Genomic DNA, 20,010 nt, shown 5'->3' on the forward strand with positions numbered 1-20,010 from the left:
GGTTTTTAGGATTCTTTGCGACGTCCGCGAAGAACCAGGGCCGCACCGAGAAGCAGCACCAAAATTCCGCCTAGTGCAATCCATGCGACGTTTGCACCAGTAACAGCCAGGCCTTCTTTCTTAGCTGGGGCCTGTGGCTGTACAGCTTTTACCTTAGGTGCCGGAGTTGCAGGCACGGTTGGGGTAGCTGGCGCTGCCGAACTGGTCGGAGGCGCAACTGGAGTGGTCGGAGGAGTTGGGGATGGAGTTCCGGTAGTTGGAGGAATGATCGGAATAGGAATGATGATCAGTCCAGAGGAGCTGGTCTTGTTTTCCAAGGTGATGCGAATTGGAGCATCCGGATCCTCGATGGTCACTACCGCATCGCGGGAGCTTCCAGCCTCATCAACAACGCCGGTACCGGACCAGATGACATCGCCCCACTTCACATTGCTGACACCGGTTTGTGCACCAGTTTCAGAGAGCGCGATCTCAGTGTTCAGTGGCAGGCCTTCCAAAGAAACTTCCTCACCAGGACGTACGGTGTAGGTACGCTTCTGAGTTTCGCCATTCTCATCCACCCAGGTTGCGGTGATCTGGAAAACAGCAGTCTCATCATTGGTGACGTCATCGCCCTTAGGGCCGGTGACCTTCTTCTCAACGATGACCTCTGGTGGGTTCTCCACCCAGAAGGTCTGCTTTACATCATCCTTATCCTTGTGCTCCGCAACTGGAGTTCCAGGCGTACCAGTGGTAACAGCTTCAAAGACGACAAGCTTTTCACCGAGGTACTTAATAGCTTCAGCAGCGGGGATAGTAAAGACTACATCCTGCAATCCGGAAACATACTTACCCTCACCTGTAGGAGTGAAGGTAGTCTCACCCTTAATACCGGTCGCGGTAACAGTTCCATCCTCAGCAACATGCATAATCTCGCCGGAGATACGGTACTCAGTGTTAGCCTTCAGGTTGGTGTAAGCCACAGTATCGGTGACCTTGCCGCCCTCAATGCTCAGGATATTTTCAGCGTTTCCTTCGACCTTGGCGGTGGTACCGATGGATGGCTTAGGCTCTACCTCGAAGGTCTGATCCTCATCATCCTTATCCTCGTGCTTTGCCACCAAGCTGGTGTCCAGGTAGAGGCGCTCGAAGACAACAAGATCTTGACCAGCGAAGCGAGTCGCGTCTGCAGCAGAGATGGTGAAGGTGACAGTAGTAGTACCGGATACATAGCCATCGGCATTGTCATCAGCAGGGGTTGTGAACTCTGCAGAAGAAGTAATACCGGTAGACACAGCCTCACCCGCAGCATTGACATACATAATGGTGCCGTCAAGCTTATAAGTGGTTCCTGGCTTCAGATCGGTGTAGTCAACAGTGTCAATAACCTCGCCGCCGGTCAGTGCCAGAACATTGTCTTCACTTCCGGAGACCAAAGCAGTGGTGCCGATTTGTGGCTGACGCTCAACCCAGAAAGTCTGCTCCGCATCGTTTAGATCCTTGTGCTCAGCGACCACATTATTTGGAGTTGCAGCTTCTGCCAGCTCTTCGAAGACAACAAGCTTCTTACCTGCAAGGCCGGCAGCCTGTGAGCCAGAGATGGTGAACTCAACTTCGGCAGTGCCATTTACCAATGGACCAGCATTTGCTACGCCGGTGGTGAAATTAGCAGTTCCAGCAATTCCGGTAATCTCGCCAGCTTCATCCATGACAGTGCCACGGAGCACATATGCGGTATTTGGCTTGAGGTTCTCGTAGGTGACAACATCCTTAACAGTGCCACCAGTTAGTGAAAGAGTGCCGTTCTTAATATCGCCAACCCATGCTTGGGTCTTAACAGCTGGGGTCAGAGGAACTACGTTGTTTTTCAGCTGCACTGCGACGTTCTGCTCCAATGCAGGATCCAAGGGGGATACTACAGCATAGGAATTTCCATTGGCATCAAGACCGGTCTCAATTCCTTCGCCGGTAAAGACTGGGGTGCCCCACTTATGACCTGGAATTTCAGGCAGGTTAGCAGCAAGTTCGCTCAGAACGATCTTCCAACCAGCTGGGCGTGCATTAAAGCCACCTACCACTTCTCCATTGGCAAGAACAGTGAGGTTATAGGTTGCTTCGGGTGTGCCACCTGGGTACTGGTTTGGTGCATACTCATCGACCTTGACAGTGAAACCAGTAGTCGCAGGATCAAAGCCAACTGGGATTGTGGTTGGGTCAATTACCTTATTTAGATTAAAAGATCCGCCAATGACGCCATTAGCAGTACCGGAAGCACTGGGAACCTGAGAACGCTCATCATAGGCACTGACACCGGTGCTACGTTCTATAACATCATTTCGGTAAACTGTGCCACTCGCATCACGACCACCTGAGGAAGCACAGAGACTGTACCGCAAATAGATGGGTTCATCGCTAAAACCAGAGGCTGGAGGTGTAATGGTGAGGGTGAAACCATTGCTTCCAGCTGGAGTGATACTCGCAGTAGGCGCACCAAAAGGTTGTGAAACAGTCAAGTTTGTAACTTCATCATTGGTGCAAAGCTTCAGCGTGTCAGAGAAAGTATCGTCAATAACAATATCTTCAGTAATGCTAGTTAGAAGTGAAGAATCATACATCACGCTATAACGCACTACGGAACCAGGAAGAGCTCCATGAAGGTCTACTTCATTTGCACCGTTTACCAGACGACCCGTTTTGGAGATATCAGCCGTACTGACAACGCTATAGCCATCCCTTTCACCAGCTTCTATTGCAGTTGCGTTGGCGTCCCATTTACCTTCTCCACCGTAGGTATCAGAAGGCTTTGAAGTAATTTCGCAGTTGTAATAATTTTCCGCCGGGAAGGGATAGCAGGTACCCCAGGCGAGGCCCCTCAAATCCTTAAGTACAAAAGATTCATCTACAATACGCAAAAGGTCTGGACCTTGAATCCGGAAAGAATCCCCGTTTTGCAGATCGGGCCCCGTTCCGTTGTAAGCCCAGGTACCGCTAATCGCAACATTGTCATTAATATTGTACTGACCTGTAGCAACCTCAACCACGATCGTCACGTCAGCATCGCGGTTTCCTGTAGCTACAAGGCTGGGAGCAAAGAGCCTAAGAGCCTGCTCCACAAGAGAAGGTTCTTCCACTTCCGGAGTGTCAGCTACTGTCGGAACCTCCTCAACCGTTGGTTCCTCAACAAGAGTAGGGTCTGCAGGCTCTACTTCTGGAGTATCGACATCGGAACCAACATTAATCTCATCCGATGCAGGTTCGAGGGAATCAGGTTGCCCAATCTCTTCTGCGACGGTGACAAATCCAGAGGGCTCTTCTTCCGCACGTGCCTGTGAAAGTGTTTGTGGAACGATTGTCGCCACAAGCGCCAACACTGCGATAATAACTGTAACTATAAGCCATGGTGCCACCCCCTTTCGCGGTTGCTCTGCTAAGTACTTTCTCATTCTTGTGCCTTCCTAGGATCTACCTCACCCACAGCGGGCGTATGAAAAACGTGCTCAATCGAAGAGTTGACGCAATATCCCCTTGGCCCCACAGGAACCATCGCCTTAACCTTGACCGTTTCAAGGGAAGCCAAAATGAAGAATGAAACACCGGTCACACTCTGCGGTAACTATAGAGCGAGAATTAGCAGATTAGCAGTAGATAGGAATCACATAAGAAGGCAGAGTTGATCCTCTTAATGTTTGCACATAAAACAAACGTTTCACACTTATAGAGAGTTAAGCTTTGACCTCAAAACCATTAATACAGGGGGGATGTAGAGAGTAAAATAAGTCCCCTTAGCAGCATGAATGCTAAAAGGGGGTAAATTTTTCAAAATTCCTGCCAAAAATCTGCCATTTGAATAATTTTTCTCAGGGAAAACCATCATTAATTTCTTATGGAAAGTTCCCCTTTAAAGCATTAAGAATAATTATTAGCGCAGGTAAAGGCTAAAAATAGCATCTATAAGCAGCAGTTGTGCAAGAGTATAGGTCCCCATCACCACTCCATCAGCAGCTGCCTGCAACCTGTGAGAATCCTCAAAGGCCAATTCTCGCAATATTAGGACGGCATCAGATAACAAGAAAAGATTCGCCCCGTGACTAGCGCCAAAGCTCCCCGCATTGCTTAAGTCCTGCAAGCGGGAGTCGTCGGCAAGCACAGAAGTGGTGGCCACCAAACCACCGTAACCCAGCGCCACCGGCACCAAGGTGGGTGCTTTGCGGGCGGCCAGCATAGTGGCAAGAGCGAGTGGCACTGCGCGAATAGCGCCACTTTTAAGACTGGGGCGCGCGCCACGGCGCCACAATAATACGCAATAAGCTGCATGATTAAGGGCAAATCCGGCTGCGCCGTGCGTCAGAGACGCTGGCTTCATCAGCACCACGTCACCGGCCCATCCACCTGTCAAACCTACTAAGCCAAGCCACCGGTCAGGCTGCTTAGAACGCAGTACCCGGCCACTCAACAGTGGTAATAGCAATGGTTTGCTGAGGTCTTTCACTCCGCGGTAGCCAGCAAAGGAGGCTGCAACATTGCTCGCAGCCGTCACCAGATATGCAGCGCGCTCTGGCTCATGCGCGGCCTTGGCCACCGCTGAACCCAAGGCTTGCGCACCTTGTTGGGTTTTCCTCAGAAACTCGCGCCACATACCTTGAGATTACTTTCGAGAACCAGCCTTCACCACATTCTTAGTGGTTTTTGGTGGAGCCTTCTTCACAGTTTTCTTCGCGGTCTTTTTAGCCGGAGCCTTCTTAGCAGTAGTCTTCTTAGCAGCGGTCTTTTTAGCCGGAGCCTTTTTAGCAGCAGTCTTCTTCGCTGCACCAGAACCACCATCAGCAGCTTCCTTGGCACGACGCTCAGAGAGCAACTCATTGGCACGCGCATCGGTCAAGGATTCGGGAACATCACCCTTACGCAAGGAAGCATTGGTGGTGCCATCGGTGACATAAGGGCCAAAACGGCCATCTTTCACCGTCATAGGCTTGCCGGATACGTCGTTATCGCCCAAGACCTTCAGTGGTGGCTGCGCAGCAGCACGGCCCCGGCGCTTGGGCTCTGCATAAATACGTCGCGCCTCATCCAAAGTAATGGTGAAGATCTGCGCTTCGCTGGACAGCGAGCGGGAATCATTACCCTTCTTCAGATATGGGCCATAACGGCCATTTTGTGCGGTAATGGGCTCACCATCGGCTGGATCAATTCCCACCTCGCGGGGCAGTGAAAGCAGCTGCAAGGCCTCTTCTAAGGTGACAGTTGCAGGTTCCATGCCACTAAAAAGTGACGCAGTTGCTGGCTTGAGGGTTTCCTCAACCAGCTGGTTAATGCGCTTTTCTTTTTGGGTAGCAGCAGTTTTGGTTTCCCAATTCTTCGGGCGCTTGCCCTCCGCTGCGCGTTGTTCATCCTCAGCCTTACGCTCAGCCGCAACAACTTCTTCTGCTTGGGCGGCAGCTCCGGCGCGCTCATCCTCGGTGACCTGTTCAATCACATAAGGTCCAAAGCGGCCTTCCTTGGCCACGATCATGCGTCCATTAGCAGGGTTAATGCCCAGCTCACGGCCACCTTGTGGGGTAGCAAAAAGCTTTTCAGCCACTTCCAGGGTCAACTCATCAGGGGTGGTTTCCTCTGGCAGGTTTGCGCGCTGGTACTCCGGTTCACCCTCCGCGGTGGTGCCTACTACCCTTTCGATATATGGACCATAACGGCCCACGCGCACATTGATGGCACGGCCTTCAGCATCATCAAAAAGCTTCAAAGAGTTCACCGAGCGCGCATCAATTTGCTCCAAGTTGGAGTTAACCAGCGCCTTCAGACCACCCTGGCGCGCCACCGATTCTGCCATGGAATCATCGGCCTCGGCATCACCAAAGTAGAAGCCATTGAGCCATTCGGTACGACCTTCACGGCCGGCAGCAATATTGTCCAGCTCATCTTCCATCGAAGAGGTGAAGTCATAGTCCACCAAGGAGGTGAAATTGCTTTCCAACAAACCAACAACAGCAAAGGCGACCCAAGAAGGCACCAATGCATTGCCACGGGAATACACATATCCGCGGTCCTGAATGGTTTTAATAATGGAGGCATAGGTGGAAGGACGGCCAATGCCCAGATCTTCCATCTTCTTCACCAAAGAGGCTTCAGTAAAACGCGCAGGTGGATTGGTGCTGTGACCATCTGCTTGAATATCGGTGGCGGTGAGCTGATCGCCTTCGGTCAGGCGCGGCAAACGCTTCTCAGCATTATCTGCCACGTCCTTTCCATCGCTGGTTTGGGTGACTTCCACATAGGCTCGCAAGAAGCCTGGGAAGGTTAAGGTACGGCCAGTGGCATTAAATTCAGTGCGCTCACCAGTTTTGGCAGTGCCGGCAATGGTGACCTTCATCGAGGTGCCCTTGGCATCTGACATCTGCGATGCCACGGTGCGCTGCCAAATTAGCTCATAAAGTTTAAATTCTTCCGCATCCAATTGACCATGCAGCTGACCCGGGGTGGCAAAAGACTCACCAGCAGGGCGAATAGCCTCGTGGGCCTCCTGGGAGTTTTTCACCTTGCGGTCATAGGTGCGCGGGCTCGGCGAAACATATTCACTGCCATAAAGCTCCAGCGCCTGATCGCGTGCTGCCTTCAAACCCTGTGCGGACAGCGAGGTGGAGTCGGTACGCATATAGGTAATATGGCCGTTTTCATAGAGGCGCTGGGCAATGCGCATGGTGCGCTCAGAGGTAAAGTGCAATTTGCGGCCAGCCTCTTGCTGCAGCGTAGAGGTCATAAAAGGCGCATAAGGTCGGCGGGTATAAGGCTTTTCTTCAACGCCCACCACGGCCATTTCCTGGCCCTTAAGAGCTTCGGCCAAGGCCTCAGCTTTTTGCTTGTCGACGACAACCACGTCAGAAGTTAGCTTGCCCCGATCATCAAAATCTCGACCTTGGGCTACGCGGCTGCCATCAATAGTGGACAAACGCGCGCTAAAGGAAGTCGGATTAGCTGCATCGGATTTTTCACCGGTATCAAATTCCGCTGAAAGATCCCAATAATCTGCAGAAATAAATGCCATGCGCTCGCGTTCACGCTCCACGATGACGCGGGTGGCTACAGACTGCACACGTCCAGCAGAAAGACGTGGCATAACCTTCTTCCACAGCACTGGGGAGACTTCATAGCCATAGAGTCGGTCCAGAATACGGCGGGTTTCTTGGGCATCAACCAGGTTAACGTCAAGCTCACGGGTGTTTTCCGCAGCTGCCAAAATAGCTGGCTTGGTGATCTCGTTGAACACCATGCGACGCACAGGAACAGTTGGCTTCAAAACCTCAAGCAGGTGCCAGGCGATTGCTTCGCCCTCACGGTCGGGGTCTGTTGCCAACAAGAGCTCGTCGACCTGCTTGAGCTTTGCTTTGAGGTCAGCAACCTTCTTTTTCTTATCGGGACTAACAACATAAAGAGGTGCAAAGCCATGATCGGTGTCTACACCAAGGCGAGCCCAAGGCTCTTTTTTGTACTTGGTGGGCACATCGGCAGCTCCACGTGGCAGATCACGGATATGACCGACGGAGGCTTCGACAATGTAGTCGTCGCCCAAATACGGCTGGATCTTTTTGGCTTTGGTCGCTGATTCCACAATGACCAGGTACTTCTTGCCGGATCCCTTAGATTCTGCCACGGGAATGCATCCCTCTCGTTGACTGCGGTGTTCTTTTAAAAACACTGTTTTCCATTACGCATGTGTTGTCTACTGTGCCTTAAAAATTAATCGCACACATAAACGTTCACTCTTGGAAAGCATAACCACAAGGTTGCTGCATTCAATGAATCCGGTGCTCTTCACGGGGAAAAACACTATCCAGCGCACCTTTGAAAGTACCTTTTAGAGCACTTTCCAAGACACTCGAGTAAACACGCTGACACCAAAACTATTTTTGATGTCTCTAATACTGACACGCTACACAGTATTCTTAGGGCCTTCTGCAAACATTGTCCAACACTCAGCGTGTCTGCGAATTTTTCCTAGCTTCCTCTTGTCCAATTTACAGAGCCTAAGAAATCCTATTATTCCCGCTCACATCGGTGTAACTCATGGATTTTTACTCTCCAAGAAAAAGCATAAAAATATGGCGGCTTTGAAGAATTTTTCACCCCCGAAACCCACACAAGGGTGAAAAGAACATGAAAAAACCGGTAACCATCGGTTACCGGTTTTTGTGCCAGCTGCAAATTAGACTGCGCGAACAGACTGAGCCTGGAGGCCCTTTGCGCCTTCGCCGATTTCGAACTCGACGAGCTGGTTCTCCTCGAGGGTACGGAAGCCGTTGCCCTCGATCTCGGAGTAGTGAACGAAAACGTCAGCGGATCCGTCGGAAGGAGCAATGAAGCCAAAGCCCTTCTCTGCGTTGAACCACTTAACAGTGCCCTGTGCCATGTGTCTTACCTTTACTGATTGGAAATACTATCGGGTTCGATGCCTTAAGTTATACGGACGTATAGCCATGACATCTGGCCGTTGTTGCTCGAACGCCGACGGTATAAACAGTCGAACGCCCGCGTCTATCCTTGCGAGCGTTAAACACTGCGCACTGAAACTTGCGACCTAGGGACTAGTGTCTCATGTTTCACAGTTACGCGATAGGGTATTAGCCACAAGTTTTTAGTTTTTGCAGGTCAAAAGTGTGAATCCAACTCCATGAAAGGGGGTAAATGGTGAGTACCCCCAATTTTGAGCCCGGAAACCCAGGCGCTATAACGCCACCAAAAACGCCTGAAGCTGCAGGTTTAGGCGCAGAATTAGCAGAGATTATTTGTAAGCGTTATCCCGAATCTACGCTGACACACCTGAGTACTCTGCCCGCCCAGCGGGCAGAGTACGCCGAGTGGCCGAGCTTTGTGCCCGCGAAGTTACGCCAAGCCCTGAGCGATCGCGGCGTCGATAAGCTTTATAGCCATCAGGCGCGCACTGCGGAACTTGCCTGGAATGGTGAGCATGTGGTGGTGGCAACGGGGACGTCCTCGGGTAAATCTTTGGGGTACCAGCTGCCAATTTTGGCAGCGTTGAGTGCTGATCCCACTGCCTGCGCCATGTATCTCACGCCGACCAAGGCCTTAGGTTCAGACCAATTAGCTGCGGTTTCTGCACTGGTCAGGGACTTAAACCCAGAAAGCGCAATCCACCCAGCACCCTATGATGGGGACACCCCCACCGAGGCACGCGCGGGAATTCGGGATCTCACGCGGTTTGTGTTCACCAACCCAGATATGGTGCATGCCTCGATCTTGGCCAACCATCCCCGCTGGGCGCGGCTGCTGCGCCACCTAAAATTTATTGTGGTTGATGAATGCCATGCTTATCGTGGGGTTTTTGGGGCACATATTTCTATGGTGCTACGGCGTTTGCTGCGTATTGCGGCCTTTTATGGCAGCCATCCAACCGTTATTTTGGCCTCCGCTACCAGCTCTGAGCCAGCGATTCACGCCTCACGTTTGATCGGCATGCCAGTCACCGCTGTCACTGCAGACGGCGCGCCCACTGGTACGCGCACCATTATGTTGTGGGAGCCTGGGTTTATTGAAGGCGCCGAAGGCGAAAATGGTGCGCCGGTACGCCGGGCGGCAAGCACTGAAGCTGCCAATATTATGGCCACCCTTATTGCAGAAGGCGCGCGGACCTTGACCTTTGTGCGCTCGCGCCGACAGGCAGAAATTGTGGCACTGCGCGCCCAAGAAGAACTATCGGTACTGGGGCGCCCGGATTTTGCGCGCCGCGTGGCGTCCTACCGCGCCGGATATTTGGCAGAAGACCGCCGCAAACTGGAAAGAATGCTTGACGACGGCACCCTGCTCGGCGTTGCCGCAACCAATGCGCTGGAGTTGGGCATTGATGTTGGTGGCCTCGATGCGGTGGTTACTGCTGGTTTCCCTGGTACCGTTGCTTCCTTTTGGCAGCAGGCTGGTCGTGCTGGGCGCCGTGGCCAAGGTTCTATTGTGGTGCTGGTAGCGCGCGATGAGCCAATGGATACTTACCTGGTTAACCACCCAGCTGCGCTTTTGGAAAAACCGGTGGAAGCTGCGGTTTTTGATCCCAGCAATCCGCATGTCATCCGTGGCCATATTTATTGCGCAGCGGTAGAAAAGCCTTTGGACGAAACCGAGGTCCAAGCCTTTGGTGCTACCCAGGTGGTGGAAGAACTCACAGCTCAAGGGCTGCTGCGCAAACGTCCCCGAGGCTGGTTTGCAGTGGAAACCCCAGCTGCGGAAGCAGACGAGCTCACCCCTGAAACTGCACACCAACAGGTCAGTCTCAGAGGAGGCTCCGGTTCAGAATTTTTGATTGTGGATATTAGTGATGGCCGCCTTTTGGGCACCATCGATTCTGCGCGCGCAATGTCCCAGGTGCACCCGGGAGCTGTCTATCTACATCAGGGCGAATCCTTTGTGATTGAGGAACTTGAGTTAGAGGACAAACTTGCGCTCGCCCGCCCCGAGCTTCCCGAGTACACCACCTTTGCCCGCAGTGATACCGAAATCCGCATTACCTCCGCACCCACAGACGATGAGGTTTTTGATGCCGGCGGCGGATTATGGGTGGCCAATGTCAATGTCCAGGTCACAGACCGCGTCACCGGTTATATCACCAGGCTTCCCGATGGCACCACCTTGGATGCCACTCCCCTTTATTTGCCACCGCAGATCCTGAATACTCGCGCAGTCGCGTACACCATTGACCCGCTGGCTTTGCGGGCAATGGGCATCGCTGAGGCCGATATCCCCGGCGCGCTCCATGCTGCCGAACATGCGGCAATTGGTATGTTGCCGCTGTTGGCCACCTGCGACCGCTGGGATATCGGTGGAGTGTCTACAGCTTTGCATGCCGATACCGGCTACCCCACCGTCTTTGTTTATGACGGTATGGATGGCGGTGCCGGATTTGCCGACTGTGGTTTTAGGCGTTTTGCGGAATGGATCGAAGCCACCTTTGAGGTGGTGCGCAGCTGTGGCTGTGAATCCGGTTGCCCCAGCTGCGTCCAATCCCCCAAATGTGGCAATGGCAATAATCCCCTGGATAAGGCAGGTGCCATCAAGTTGCTTGGCGCCATGGTTACCCTTTTGGGCACTAGTGCTCCATCGCTTTAGCAGCGTTTGTTTAGAGTGGTCCGGCTTTGGCCCAGGCCTCCTTATCTTTGATAGTTGTTGCCACAATGAGGTCTACGCCCTCAACGCTGCATCGCTTAAGGTGTGCTTTGTTTAGCTCGGCTATTTCTTGTGCACGGCTGCAGGCAGTTGCGGCCGGTTCCCCGCGCGCATAGGCATAAGCTCCAGCAACGGCTGCTAAATCCGCAGCTACTTGGGCTTGTTCGCGGGCCAATAAACCACCAGCTTGCCCCGCCACCAGGATCAATAATCCACCAAGCGCTGCGGCGAAGCCAGCGCCAGCAACCGTGGCATAACCGGCATCATTAGTCCTCCACAGGGTAGATAGCATGAGCGGAAATTTCTCCAAAGGGTGCTGGAATGGTGACTGTTGCGGTGAGGAGCCCGGCATTTTCCACGGTGTGGACACTGCCCCGAACTGGTTCAAAGTCCTCCCCGATGGCATATGCCCTGGCAGCAGCACCGGCGGCATCAGTGGCTGCTAAATAAGCCGCCAATGTTGCCAGCGCCGCTACGCTGAGCGCGCAGACCACCACCATCGCCGAGAGCGCGAGCGCGGCCTCAATGCTGACCGAGCCCCGCTCCTCAGCCCATAACAAGTGCGCTTTTCGACGCCTCCCAGTGCGGGTGTTAAGGCCTTGCGCTGAGGGCATCGTTGATAATGGCTTCAAAAGCCGAGGACACGGCGTCACTATTCACCACGGCATAAAGCACAGCTGCCAAGGCAGCTGCAGCAAGTGTGCCGAGGGCATATTCGACGGTGGTTAGTCCGTCTTCCTCCTTCAAGATGGATAGGGAACGGCGGCGCAGGTTAAGGCTGAGGTTGTGAGAGGTGTTGGACATGATTTTCTCCTTTTTAGGTGTGTTTTTAGAAGGTGATTAGTTGTGTACCCAGGCTGAGCACCACTGGTGCTAGGCCGATGATGATAAAAGCCGGCAAAAAACATAGTGCAAGTGGTAGCGCGATAAACACCCCGGCGCGTTCTGCTGCGGCGGTTCGATGATCTGCTGCCGTGGCTCTTAAACTTCCTGCAATCTGAGTGCATCCTGTGCTCAAGGCACTCCCCGAGCGTTGGGATATGGTTGCGAGATTGGCTAGTTCATCAAGCCCCGGAGTTGTTGCCATCAGCGAAAACGCTTTTTGGGCATTGACTCCGACCGACAACAGTGCGACCACCTGTGTCCAGATCTGCTGCTGCGATTCCACAGCGACATTTGCCACTACCGAAGCAGCATCTCTGGTGTTAAGGCCAGCATCTAAGCAGGCAGCAAAAAGCTCGATATCAGCTGCAATTTCCAGCGGATCTGCCTGCTTCTTTAACATCTGCCCAGCTGTCGAGCCAGTAGTTGGCCCAGCCCGGATACGCAGGGTGTTTTTCGGCGTTTTTAACCCCACTCTTATACCTGGACGCGGTGGCATGATTAGTGCCGCCACCATGGCAAACACGCAGGCGATAATCATGAGGGGCTCGCATTCTCCAGGATTTTTTGGGTGATTACAAACCCTGCAACACCCAATCCCACGCCAACAACCAGCATGATTCCCCCGATTCCACCACCACTAAGAATGGCAAGGGGATCAGCGCCCATGGCTGTACCCATAATGACTCCAGCGACTGGCAGCAAACTCAAAATCACTGCAGTTGCCTGGGGGCCTTGTAAAGCAGCGCGGGTAGCAGCCCGATGCCGTTCTCGGGTGTCCAACCGCAGGCGCATTTGCTCAATGAGGGTGACCAGTGGAATTCCGTGTTTTTCCGAGGTCTGCCACAAGGTTCCCAAGCGTTTAAGATCAGGATGTTCAGCCTCCGCTAACACTGCGTGGCCACCGCCTCCCGAGCGGGCACGACGTGCTGCGGAACTAAGCACAGCGTTCAGCGTTTTTTCTCCCGGAATATTGGCCGGAGTATTAGCCAAGGCATGATCCATCGCCTCCACCATCGGGGCACCGGCACGTAAATTTCCGGCACACAGACCTAAAAATCCAGCCAATGCCGCGGCTTGTTTCCGCGCGATCTTTTCCTTTTGTTGGGTGTTTAACCGCCATGCCATCGCACTGATCACCATGAGCAATGCCACTACGGTTGCCGCATCTACTCCAATGATCACAAAAATGGTTGTTGCCAGTGGGAATATACCCACGATCAGCCAAGGCGGTCGGCGTTGGAGGTGCTGGTTAAGGCTTCTATTTTTGGGTCCTCGAGCCAGCACTCCAGATGGGCTACACAGTGCAGCTAGTGCCAGCAGCATTAGTGGGAGAACCATGACGCCACCTCAGAATCAATCTCTGGGCGCAGCCCCTGCTCAATATCCCACACCACCTGTGCCTTTACCGGATTTCCGCGTAGCACTCCGATCTGGGCAAGGCGTCGGCCCTGCGGGCTGTGCTTCATCACCAAGACCACATCAACAGCTGCTGCCAACTGAGAATGCAGGGCCTTGCGATCTAAACCACCACTAGCTGCAAGGGCTTCCATACGAGCTGGTACTTCCGAAATTGAGTTGGCGTGAATGGTGCCAGCACCACCATCATGGCCGGTATTCATCGCTGCAAGAAGGTCCACCACCTCTGCCCCACGGATTTCTCCCACTACAATCCGATCAGGTCGCATTCTTAAAGACTGTTTAAGTAAATCCGCCATGGTGACAGCACCTGCGCCCTCCACATTGGCTTGGCGCGCAACCAAGTTAATAGTGCCGGGATGAGAGGGGTGAAGTTCAGCGGTATCTTCAATACACACAATGCGCTGGTTGTCTGGCACCTCGCTAAGCAGTGCAGATAAGAGGGTGGTTTTCCCAGTTCCGGTGCCACCCACCACCAAGAAGGCACGACGCTGCAAAATAATTTCTCGCAATACTGAAGCTAGTTGTGGTGTTAGTGTGCCGCCTGAAACCAGATCATCCAGGCTCAACGTGGATTGCCTCAACACGCGCAGGCTAATGCAGGTGCCTGATTCCGACAATGGCGCAAGAACTGCATGAATGCGCAGCATGCTGCCATCATCACGGGCAAGGCGACCATCGGCATAGGGCTGGGCATCATCAAGGCGCCGCCCACAGGAAAGAGCTAAGCGGGTGGCTAAACGTCGCACTGCTTCTTCGGAGCCTAAATCAATATCAACAGCTTCCAGCCCGGCTCCCCGATCAATCCACACACTGCGGTAACCATTGACCAAAATGTCAGTTATTCCAGGTATCGCAAGGAGTGATTCCAAAGGTCCGACACCCACCGAATCGCTGCGTAAACGCCGCAAAACGCTAATCACATCTTCATCGCTAATAACGGTTGCTTGTTGCCTAATCACCCGCGCAATATCAACGCTGCTTTGGGGTTCATTGAGGGTAGCTAACTGGCGTTGGACTTTTTCTACAAGTTCATCCACATTAACCATGGTCAATCTCCGCCCAGATGGCATCGGCAGTAGCGCTTAAAGCTCTAGGCATTAAACCCGTCAACCCCTGCATTTCCAAGGTTTTGGGGAGTTTGGCAATGGTTCCCAATTCTGCCAAGACATCAGTGCCCAAAATTTCTTCTACATCACCAACATTCAGCCCGGACCAGCCACGATGACGCAGCACCACCACTAGTGGGGTCTGGAAAGCTGCTATTTCCAGCTTGAGTGCCCCGGCAGCGGCCACACCACGAACCTCTGCGGGAACTACCAGCACCACATAACTTAAATGCTCCATAATTTCTGAGGAGGCCCATGTGTTAGGCAAATCCACAATGACATCGATGGTGGTGTCGGCTGCCATGAAGCAGTTGATAGCTGCACTGATTTCAGCTGGGGTGAGCTGGAAAGGATCGATAATTTTCGAGCGCGCGGTGGATAGCACTGCAACTGTATCTTTACTCTGTGGCAATGCCTGAAGTACATCCTTTGCTTGCACGGTGCCGCGGTTAAAGCCAACATCGGGCCAGCGGGCGCCCAAGACTTCCTCCACACCCATCAGCAGATCTATTCCTCCGGAAGCTGGCACGCCGTCGATAAGCACAGTGCTGGTGAGGCCACTTCTTTTGCGGGCTAATGCTGCTGCGAGGGTACTTGCTCCCACACCTCCTACTGCACCCATCACTCCGATCACCTGGCCGGCACCAGCTGGGGTGCGGGAATCCTCGCGCCCCAAAACTGCCAGGAGTTCTGCCGTTTGAGCAGGCAGAATAAAGACCTCTTGGGCATGTATTTGCACGGCAGCTTTCCAATTGGAGGGGCCGGGGTCTAAATCCAATAAAAATATGCGGTCGCGGTGCTGCTCATTGGAGATGCGTACTGCGGTTGCAGCGTCAATTAGCACTGCAGAGGCACGGTGGAAATGGCGGGAAATATCGCTAGGGTTGGTGCTTTCGATAATTGGGCGCCCGGTTGCTGCAGCAACATGCATTGCTTCTGGGTGCAGGGCAGGATCCTCAATAGCGATCAGAATTGCCTGGGTTCTGGGGGTTTTCATGGCTTTCACTCTGCTGGGATACGCTCCATCCAGCAATGCCGATGCCCGAAACCTGTGGATAACTAGCCGCCCAACCCATTAACGGCCGCGTGGCTGTGGATAACTTTTGCCACCCAGATTCACAAACATTCTAAAAGTGCTATAGGCATAAGGGACGGCCCGCGCCTCGGGGGGGGTGTGCGCGGGCCGTCGTAACCCGGCAACGGGGGGGATTGTGCCGGGGCAGGCCACACTGTATATCGGGGCCTTGCATTTGAAATTATGGCACATTAGGCGGAACAAGACAATATCCCACCCGATTATTCTTTCGAATAGAAAACTTCCCAAGACCGCTGGAATAGTGGCCACTAGCTGGAGAAATAGCACTCATGAAGCCAAATCACAATAGTCACTTCAGTAACACTAGTCGAGAAGGAACTCTTTAAAACTTTTCAAAAGGCGCTAAACTAACCCCTGTGAATCAGGAAGAACAAGCCGTCGCAGCCAAACAGGGTGCAGCAAGCTCCACTGGAGCTACTCGGCCCGCCCCTGCACCTAAGGTGGCGGCGTTCTTTGACCTGGATAAAACCATCATCGCCATGAGCTCCACCTACGCCTATGGTCGTGAATTTATGAACAGCGGGCTCATCTCTCCAGTAGAAGCCCTGCAATTAACTCTCGCCCAAGCCACCTACATGCTGGCCGGCCACACCAGCGAGCAAATGGATAACACTCGCGACCAGCTCACCGCCATGATTCGGGGCTGGGATGTGCAACAGGTGCGCACCATCGCTGAGGAAACCATGCACACGGTGGTCACCCCCACTATTTATGCAGAAGCCCGCGAGCTCATCGAATATCACCAAGAACGCGGCCATGATGTCATCATCATTTCAGCATCTGTAAAAGAGCTGGTAGAGCCTATCGCCCGCGAACTTGGCGTGGAACAAACAGTAACCACCGTGCTGGAATCTGAAGAGGGTCGTTTTACCGGCGAGGTGCTCTACTACTGTAAAGGCGACGCCAAAGCGCAGTCCATTTTAGAGCTGGCAGCGCGGGAAAACTATGATCTGGACGCAAGTTATGCTTACTCGGATTCTTTTACTGATCTGCCCATGCTGGAATCTGTTGGACATCCCACTGCCGTAAATCCAGATCGTGCACTAAAAAAGACTGCGTTGGAACGAGGCTGGGAAATTTTGAGTTTTAAAAACCCCGAGCCACTGTTCCAAATGCCAAGCAGCCGTGATGTGGGCATTGGAACGGGTGTTGTTGCTGGCCTTGCTGCCGTGGCAGCGGGCGGTTTTTGGTGGATGCGGCGCAGCCGACGTGGCACTGCCTGAACCTCCCCAGTTAAGTTTGAGGGGTGCGGTGGCGGTGGGCGTCGACAAGCATCGTTTATCATGTATACCGTACTGCTCGAAAACCCTAGGTTATGCTTTTAGGCCACATTTGCCCTGCAAAAAGTCTATGAACTTCACCTCAAAAGAGTTTTCGTGGCACGATTGGGATTAAAGAACGCTTTAGATACACGCCTTTTAAACACTGGAGGAGATTCCAAGTGAGCAATAACGATGGCCTTTTTACTGATGGCAGCAACACCTTTGCCCCAAAGGTGAACGCAATTCCCCTCAGCGATGTGGACACAAGCGTAAGTGGTGAGGCTTCAATCGGCACCCTGTTTTCCAATGCCACCTCCCAAATGTCTAGCCTGTTCCGCGCTGAGCTGGAACTAGCTAAGACCGAGCTGGCCGGCGAGGCCAAGAAGGCAGCTGTCGGTGGCGGCGCATTCGGCGTTGCAGGCACCATTGCGCTCTACAGCTCCTTCTTCTTTTTCTTCTTCCTCGCGGAACTGCTCGATAACTGGATCGCCCGCTGGGCTGCTTTCCTCATCGTCTTCCTGTTGATGCTGGTTCTGGCATCTGCACTGGCTCTCTTCGGCTGGCGCAAGGTTAAGAAGATGAGCGCTCCAAAGCAGACCATCAACTCGGTGAATGAACTCAAGAACCTGGTTCCTGGCCAGGCAACCGAAAAGCTCGAGCGTTCCAGCCAGCGTGGCCTCTACACCACCCAGTCCTTCCACGGCCCAGGTGCTGTTAGCCCCAAGTAAATCCCCCTCCTTCAGCCCCGCGCACCTTTGGTCCCCGCGGGGCTTAAGTATCCCCTCATGCACTTTTAAGGAATCATCGATGGCAACTTCAAAAAAGGGCTTGTCGACGAACCCCTCCTCCTTCCGCACCTGGTGGAAAAACTTGCGTGCCCAACGGCGTATGGCAACTACCGTTGCTTCCATCGAACGCTCCCCCAACATCGTTGCCTTAGAAGGCCCTTTTAATCACGAGCACGTCTTTGTGCGCGGTGTGCGCCTTCATCTAGCTACAGCTGGTTCACCCACTAATCCCCTGGTTTTGCTCATTCACGGCGCATTTGGGGGCTGGTTTGACTACCGTGAGGTCATCTCCCCGCTTGCCGACGCCGGATTCCACGTCGCAGCCATCGATCTACGCGGATATGGTATGTCCGATAAACCCCCTGCCGGCTACGATCTCCGCCATGCCGCTGGTGACATCAGCAGTGTCATTGCAGCACTTGGCCACGATGACGCCATCTTGGTAGGTTCCGACACCGGTGCCAGCATCGCCTGGGTCAGCGCCACCATGTATCCCGAGCGCGTCCGCGGACTAGTATCCCTCGGCGCGATTCACCCCAGCGATATGAACCGCGCCATGCTGCTCAAGCCCTATCTTTTCCTGCCAGATTTAGGCCGACGCCTAGTTTTTGGTGTACCCACCCCAGCTTATCGCCTGCTCAGCGTAGCCATTGCCAGGTCCTCCCAGCGCGAAATCACCTCCAACACCTCGGTATCTTTCCAACGCAGCAATGCCTTTAGGGAAATTACCAAGCTGCGCAAAAAAGCTTTGGGTATCGATCACACCCTCGGTGCCATTGTGCGCACTAATCGCTTTTTAGCAGGCCAAGGTCCGGCAAAACATGCCAAGTCTTTGGTTTCAGCACCGGTTCTAATTTTGAAACAAAACACTCAGCGCTGGGAGTATCTAGCCCACCTGGCAAAAACTCGCAGCTGCGGAAAACTCCATATCCTTTCCATCCCCGGCGGTTTTGAATTGCCCTATTGGGAAAACCCCGCGGAGTTTGCACGCGGGGTTGAGGAGTTTGCTCGGGGACTGTAGCTCAGGCCTTGTTGAGGCGAGCTCGGCCGGCTTTCCAAGGGCCGGCGCCTGTCTTTCCAACTAGGAAACCGCGCACTCCATGGTGTCCACTGGGGTGGTCAGGGCAGTAATTTCACCAATGCGCTGTTGCACCTCAGCTGCAGTCAGTACATAGCCGGTGTCAGAGCCATCAATGGCTGCACCAAAAACCACGCCCGCAACTTCGCCAGCTTGGTTAACCATAGGCCCACCCGAGTTTCCGGATTGAATGGAGCCGCGGACCGAATAGGCCTCACGCTCATGTTGGCCATTGGCATAAATATTGCTTCCGGTGATCATGATTCTTTCCCGAATTCGCGCCGGAGAAGCATTAAAAGGACCAGATTGTGGGAAGCCCATCACAATGGCTTCATCGCCAGTCTCCAATGGTGTAGCAGCCCATGGGAGTGCATCAATGCCCAGGTCTGGGCTGTACAGCACGGCGATATCTACATCTGGGTCATAAAAAACAACCTCGGCAGACCGGGTGCCCACCATGGTGTCCAGGCTGACATTTGAAGTTCCAGCCACCACATGCGCATTAGTCACCACATAATCAGGTGCTGCCACAAATCCAGAGCCCATAAGGCGACGGCTGCATTCTTGAGCATCACCCATCACGTGAATGACAGAAGGCCGCATTGCTTCCACCAGCTCAGTATTGGACACGTTAATCTCTGGGGCTTCTACCTCCAGGGTAGAACCACCAGCAAAAGGCGAAACCAACGGTGGAAGCCCAGAATCGCTGAGCATTGCGGAGATTTTGGAGGGCAGTGCATCAAGACTTTGGGGGGTGAGGCGATCAACAACGCCTAAGATCTTGGAATCTCTAATGCCTGTAGCAACTGGCCCGGAAAGGCCGGTGGCCAGTGGGATTGCCACCAACCACACCACTACCAAAGTCGCTAACACCTGGAAGATGGCGCCGATAAAAGAATCGACAATCCGCGAACTTTTGAACTTAATGCTTTCACGAATGGAGGCACCCAAATAGGCGCCCACAAGATTTCCCAACCCCACAAAGAGCACCACAGTGCCAATGGCCAGGAGGAAACGCAGCGCGGTGGATTCGGTAAATCCCATAACAAAAGGTGCTGCGGCGGATCCAATAACTAGACCTGCGATAACTCCCACTGTGGATAGCAGTGATGTGAAGGCTCCCTGCCTCCATCCGCCCCACAGGGCGAACACCATTACGAGGACGATGATGGCATCGACGACCGCGCTCGAACTCAACAATTGACTGGTGCTCTACTCTTTCAAAATCAGCTTA

The 20,010-nt window shown here is 53.4% G+C and carries 16 protein-coding genes; 4 read left to right on the top strand and 12 right to left on the bottom strand.

The annotated features are described in order from the left end of the window. Positions 1-5: 5 nt before the first annotated feature. The 4 genes from SFC07_RS04695 to SFC07_RS04710 form a co-directional block, all read right to left on the bottom strand. Positions 6-3,386: a VaFE repeat-containing surface-anchored protein gene (locus SFC07_RS04695; RefSeq protein ID WP_411207079.1), complete on the bottom strand. Its 3,381-nt coding sequence runs from the start codon at positions 3,384-3,386 to the stop codon at positions 6-8. Positions 3,387-3,898: 512 nt separating this feature from the next. Beyond that, positions 3,899-4,570 (bottom strand): lysoplasmalogenase, encoded by a 672-nt coding sequence (locus SFC07_RS04700; protein WP_411207080.1) that lies wholly within the window; start codon positions 4,568-4,570, stop codon positions 3,899-3,901. 54 nt (positions 4,571-4,624) lie between these two features. Then, positions 4,625-7,624 (bottom strand): type I DNA topoisomerase, encoded by a 3,000-nt coding sequence (topA, locus tag SFC07_RS04705; RefSeq protein ID WP_411207081.1) that lies wholly within the window; start codon positions 7,622-7,624, stop codon positions 4,625-4,627. Between the two features lie 552 nt (positions 7,625-8,176). Then, positions 8,177-8,380, bottom strand: coding sequence for a cold-shock protein (locus SFC07_RS04710; RefSeq protein WP_411207082.1), 204 nt, complete (start codon positions 8,378-8,380; stop codon positions 8,177-8,179). A 275-nt stretch (positions 8,381-8,655) separates the two neighbouring features. Here SFC07_RS04710 and SFC07_RS04715 point away from each other — a divergent pair, with 275 nt between their 5' ends. Next, the gene (locus SFC07_RS04715; RefSeq protein ID WP_411207083.1) at positions 8,656-11,085 is read left to right on the top strand and encodes a DEAD/DEAH box helicase; all 2,430 of its coding nucleotides are present in this window, start codon (positions 8,656-8,658) and stop codon (positions 11,083-11,085) included. Positions 11,086-11,095: 10 nt separating this feature from the next. On the opposite strand, the gene SFC07_RS04720 is transcribed toward SFC07_RS04715, so the two are convergent. The 7 genes from SFC07_RS04720 to ssd all read right to left on the bottom strand — a co-directional run bounded on the left by SFC07_RS04720 (position 11,096) and on the right by ssd (position 15,549). Continuing rightward, positions 11,096-11,434 (bottom strand): Rv3654c family TadE-like protein, encoded by a 339-nt coding sequence (locus SFC07_RS04720; protein ID WP_411207084.1) that lies wholly within the window; start codon positions 11,432-11,434, stop codon positions 11,096-11,098. Beyond that, complete coding sequence (locus tag SFC07_RS04725; protein ID WP_411207268.1) at positions 11,409-11,642, bottom strand: hypothetical protein; 234 nt, start codon at positions 11,640-11,642, stop codon at positions 11,409-11,411. The genes SFC07_RS04720 and SFC07_RS04725 overlap by 26 nt, the downstream gene beginning before the upstream one ends. A gap of 91 nt (positions 11,643-11,733) precedes the next feature. Beyond that, positions 11,734-11,946 (bottom strand): DUF4244 domain-containing protein, encoded by a 213-nt coding sequence (locus SFC07_RS04730; RefSeq protein ID WP_411207085.1) that lies wholly within the window; start codon positions 11,944-11,946, stop codon positions 11,734-11,736. A gap of 25 nt (positions 11,947-11,971) precedes the next feature. Further along, the gene (locus SFC07_RS04735; protein WP_411207086.1) at positions 11,972-12,565 is read right to left on the bottom strand and encodes a type II secretion system F family protein; all 594 of its coding nucleotides are present in this window, start codon (positions 12,563-12,565) and stop codon (positions 11,972-11,974) included. Further along, entirely contained in the window at positions 12,562-13,365 is an 804-nt protein-coding gene (locus SFC07_RS04740) for a type II secretion system F family protein (protein WP_411207087.1), read from the bottom strand. Before SFC07_RS04740 ends, SFC07_RS04735 begins: the two co-directional genes overlap by 4 nt. Then, positions 13,350-14,492, bottom strand: coding sequence for a TadA family conjugal transfer-associated ATPase (locus tag SFC07_RS04745; protein ID WP_411207088.1), 1,143 nt, complete (start codon positions 14,490-14,492; stop codon positions 13,350-13,352). The genes SFC07_RS04740 and SFC07_RS04745 overlap by 16 nt, the downstream gene beginning before the upstream one ends. Further along, positions 14,485-15,549 (bottom strand): septum site-determining protein Ssd, encoded by a 1,065-nt coding sequence (gene ssd, locus SFC07_RS04750; RefSeq protein WP_411207089.1) that lies wholly within the window; start codon positions 15,547-15,549, stop codon positions 14,485-14,487. Before ssd ends, SFC07_RS04745 begins: the two co-directional genes overlap by 8 nt. A gap of 539 nt (positions 15,550-16,088) precedes the next feature. On the opposite strand from ssd, the gene SFC07_RS04755 reads away from it, so the two are divergent. The 3 genes from SFC07_RS04755 (at position 16,089) to SFC07_RS04765 (ending at position 18,719) form a co-directional block, all read left to right on the top strand. Further along, on the top strand, positions 16,089-16,871 hold the full coding sequence (locus SFC07_RS04755) for an HAD family hydrolase (RefSeq protein ID WP_411207269.1): 783 nt from the start codon (positions 16,089-16,091) through the stop codon (positions 16,869-16,871). Positions 16,872-17,089: 218 nt separating this feature from the next. Then, positions 17,090-17,638 (top strand): phage holin family protein, encoded by a 549-nt coding sequence (locus SFC07_RS04760; RefSeq protein ID WP_411207090.1) that lies wholly within the window; start codon positions 17,090-17,092, stop codon positions 17,636-17,638. Positions 17,639-17,717: 79 nt separating this feature from the next. Beyond that, positions 17,718-18,719, top strand: a complete 1,002-nt coding sequence (locus SFC07_RS04765) for an alpha/beta fold hydrolase (RefSeq protein ID WP_411207091.1) — start codon at positions 17,718-17,720, stop codon at positions 18,717-18,719. 60 nt (positions 18,720-18,779) lie between these two features. Here SFC07_RS04765 and SFC07_RS04770 read toward each other — a convergent pair whose 3' ends face one another. Further along, on the bottom strand, positions 18,780-19,976 hold the full coding sequence (locus tag SFC07_RS04770; RefSeq protein WP_411207092.1) for a MarP family serine protease: 1,197 nt from the start codon (positions 19,974-19,976) through the stop codon (positions 18,780-18,782). Positions 19,977-20,010: the final 34 nt, after the last annotated feature.

Origin of the sequence: Corynebacterium callunae (genome assembly GCF_046592015.1) — a bacterium.
Taxonomy (GTDB): Bacteria; Actinomycetota; Actinomycetes; order Mycobacteriales; family Mycobacteriaceae; genus Corynebacterium; species Corynebacterium callunae_A.

Excerpts from the sequence above, each read along its gene's own strand:
- SFC07_RS04765 (WP_411207091.1), top strand. The coding sequence starts at position 17,718 with ATGGCAACTTCAAAAAAGGGCTTGTCGACGAACCCCTCCTCCTTCCGC.
- ssd (WP_411207089.1), bottom strand. The coding sequence starts at position 15,549 with ATGAAAACCCCCAGAACCCAGGCAATTCTGATCGCTATTGAGGATCCT.
- SFC07_RS04710 (WP_411207082.1), bottom strand. The coding sequence starts at position 8,380 with ATGGCACAGGGCACTGTTAAGTGGTTCAACGCAGAGAAGGGCTTTGGC.
- SFC07_RS04735 (WP_411207086.1), bottom strand. The coding sequence starts at position 12,565 with ATGATTATCGCCTGCGTGTTTGCCATGGTGGCGGCACTAATCATGCCA.
- SFC07_RS04730 (WP_411207085.1), bottom strand. The coding sequence starts at position 11,946 with ATGTCCAACACCTCTCACAACCTCAGCCTTAACCTGCGCCGCCGTTCC.
- SFC07_RS04720 (WP_411207084.1), bottom strand. The coding sequence starts at position 11,434 with ATGCTATCTACCCTGTGGAGGACTAATGATGCCGGTTATGCCACGGTT.
- SFC07_RS04725 (WP_411207268.1), bottom strand. The coding sequence starts at position 11,642 with ATGGTGGTGGTCTGCGCGCTCAGCGTAGCGGCGCTGGCAACATTGGCG.
- SFC07_RS04745 (WP_411207088.1), bottom strand. The coding sequence starts at position 14,492 with ATGGTTAATGTGGATGAACTTGTAGAAAAAGTCCAACGCCAGTTAGCT.
- SFC07_RS04740 (WP_411207087.1), bottom strand. The coding sequence starts at position 13,365 with ATGGTTCTCCCACTAATGCTGCTGGCACTAGCTGCACTGTGTAGCCCA.
- SFC07_RS04715 (WP_411207083.1), top strand. The coding sequence starts at position 8,656 with ATGGTGAGTACCCCCAATTTTGAGCCCGGAAACCCAGGCGCTATAACG.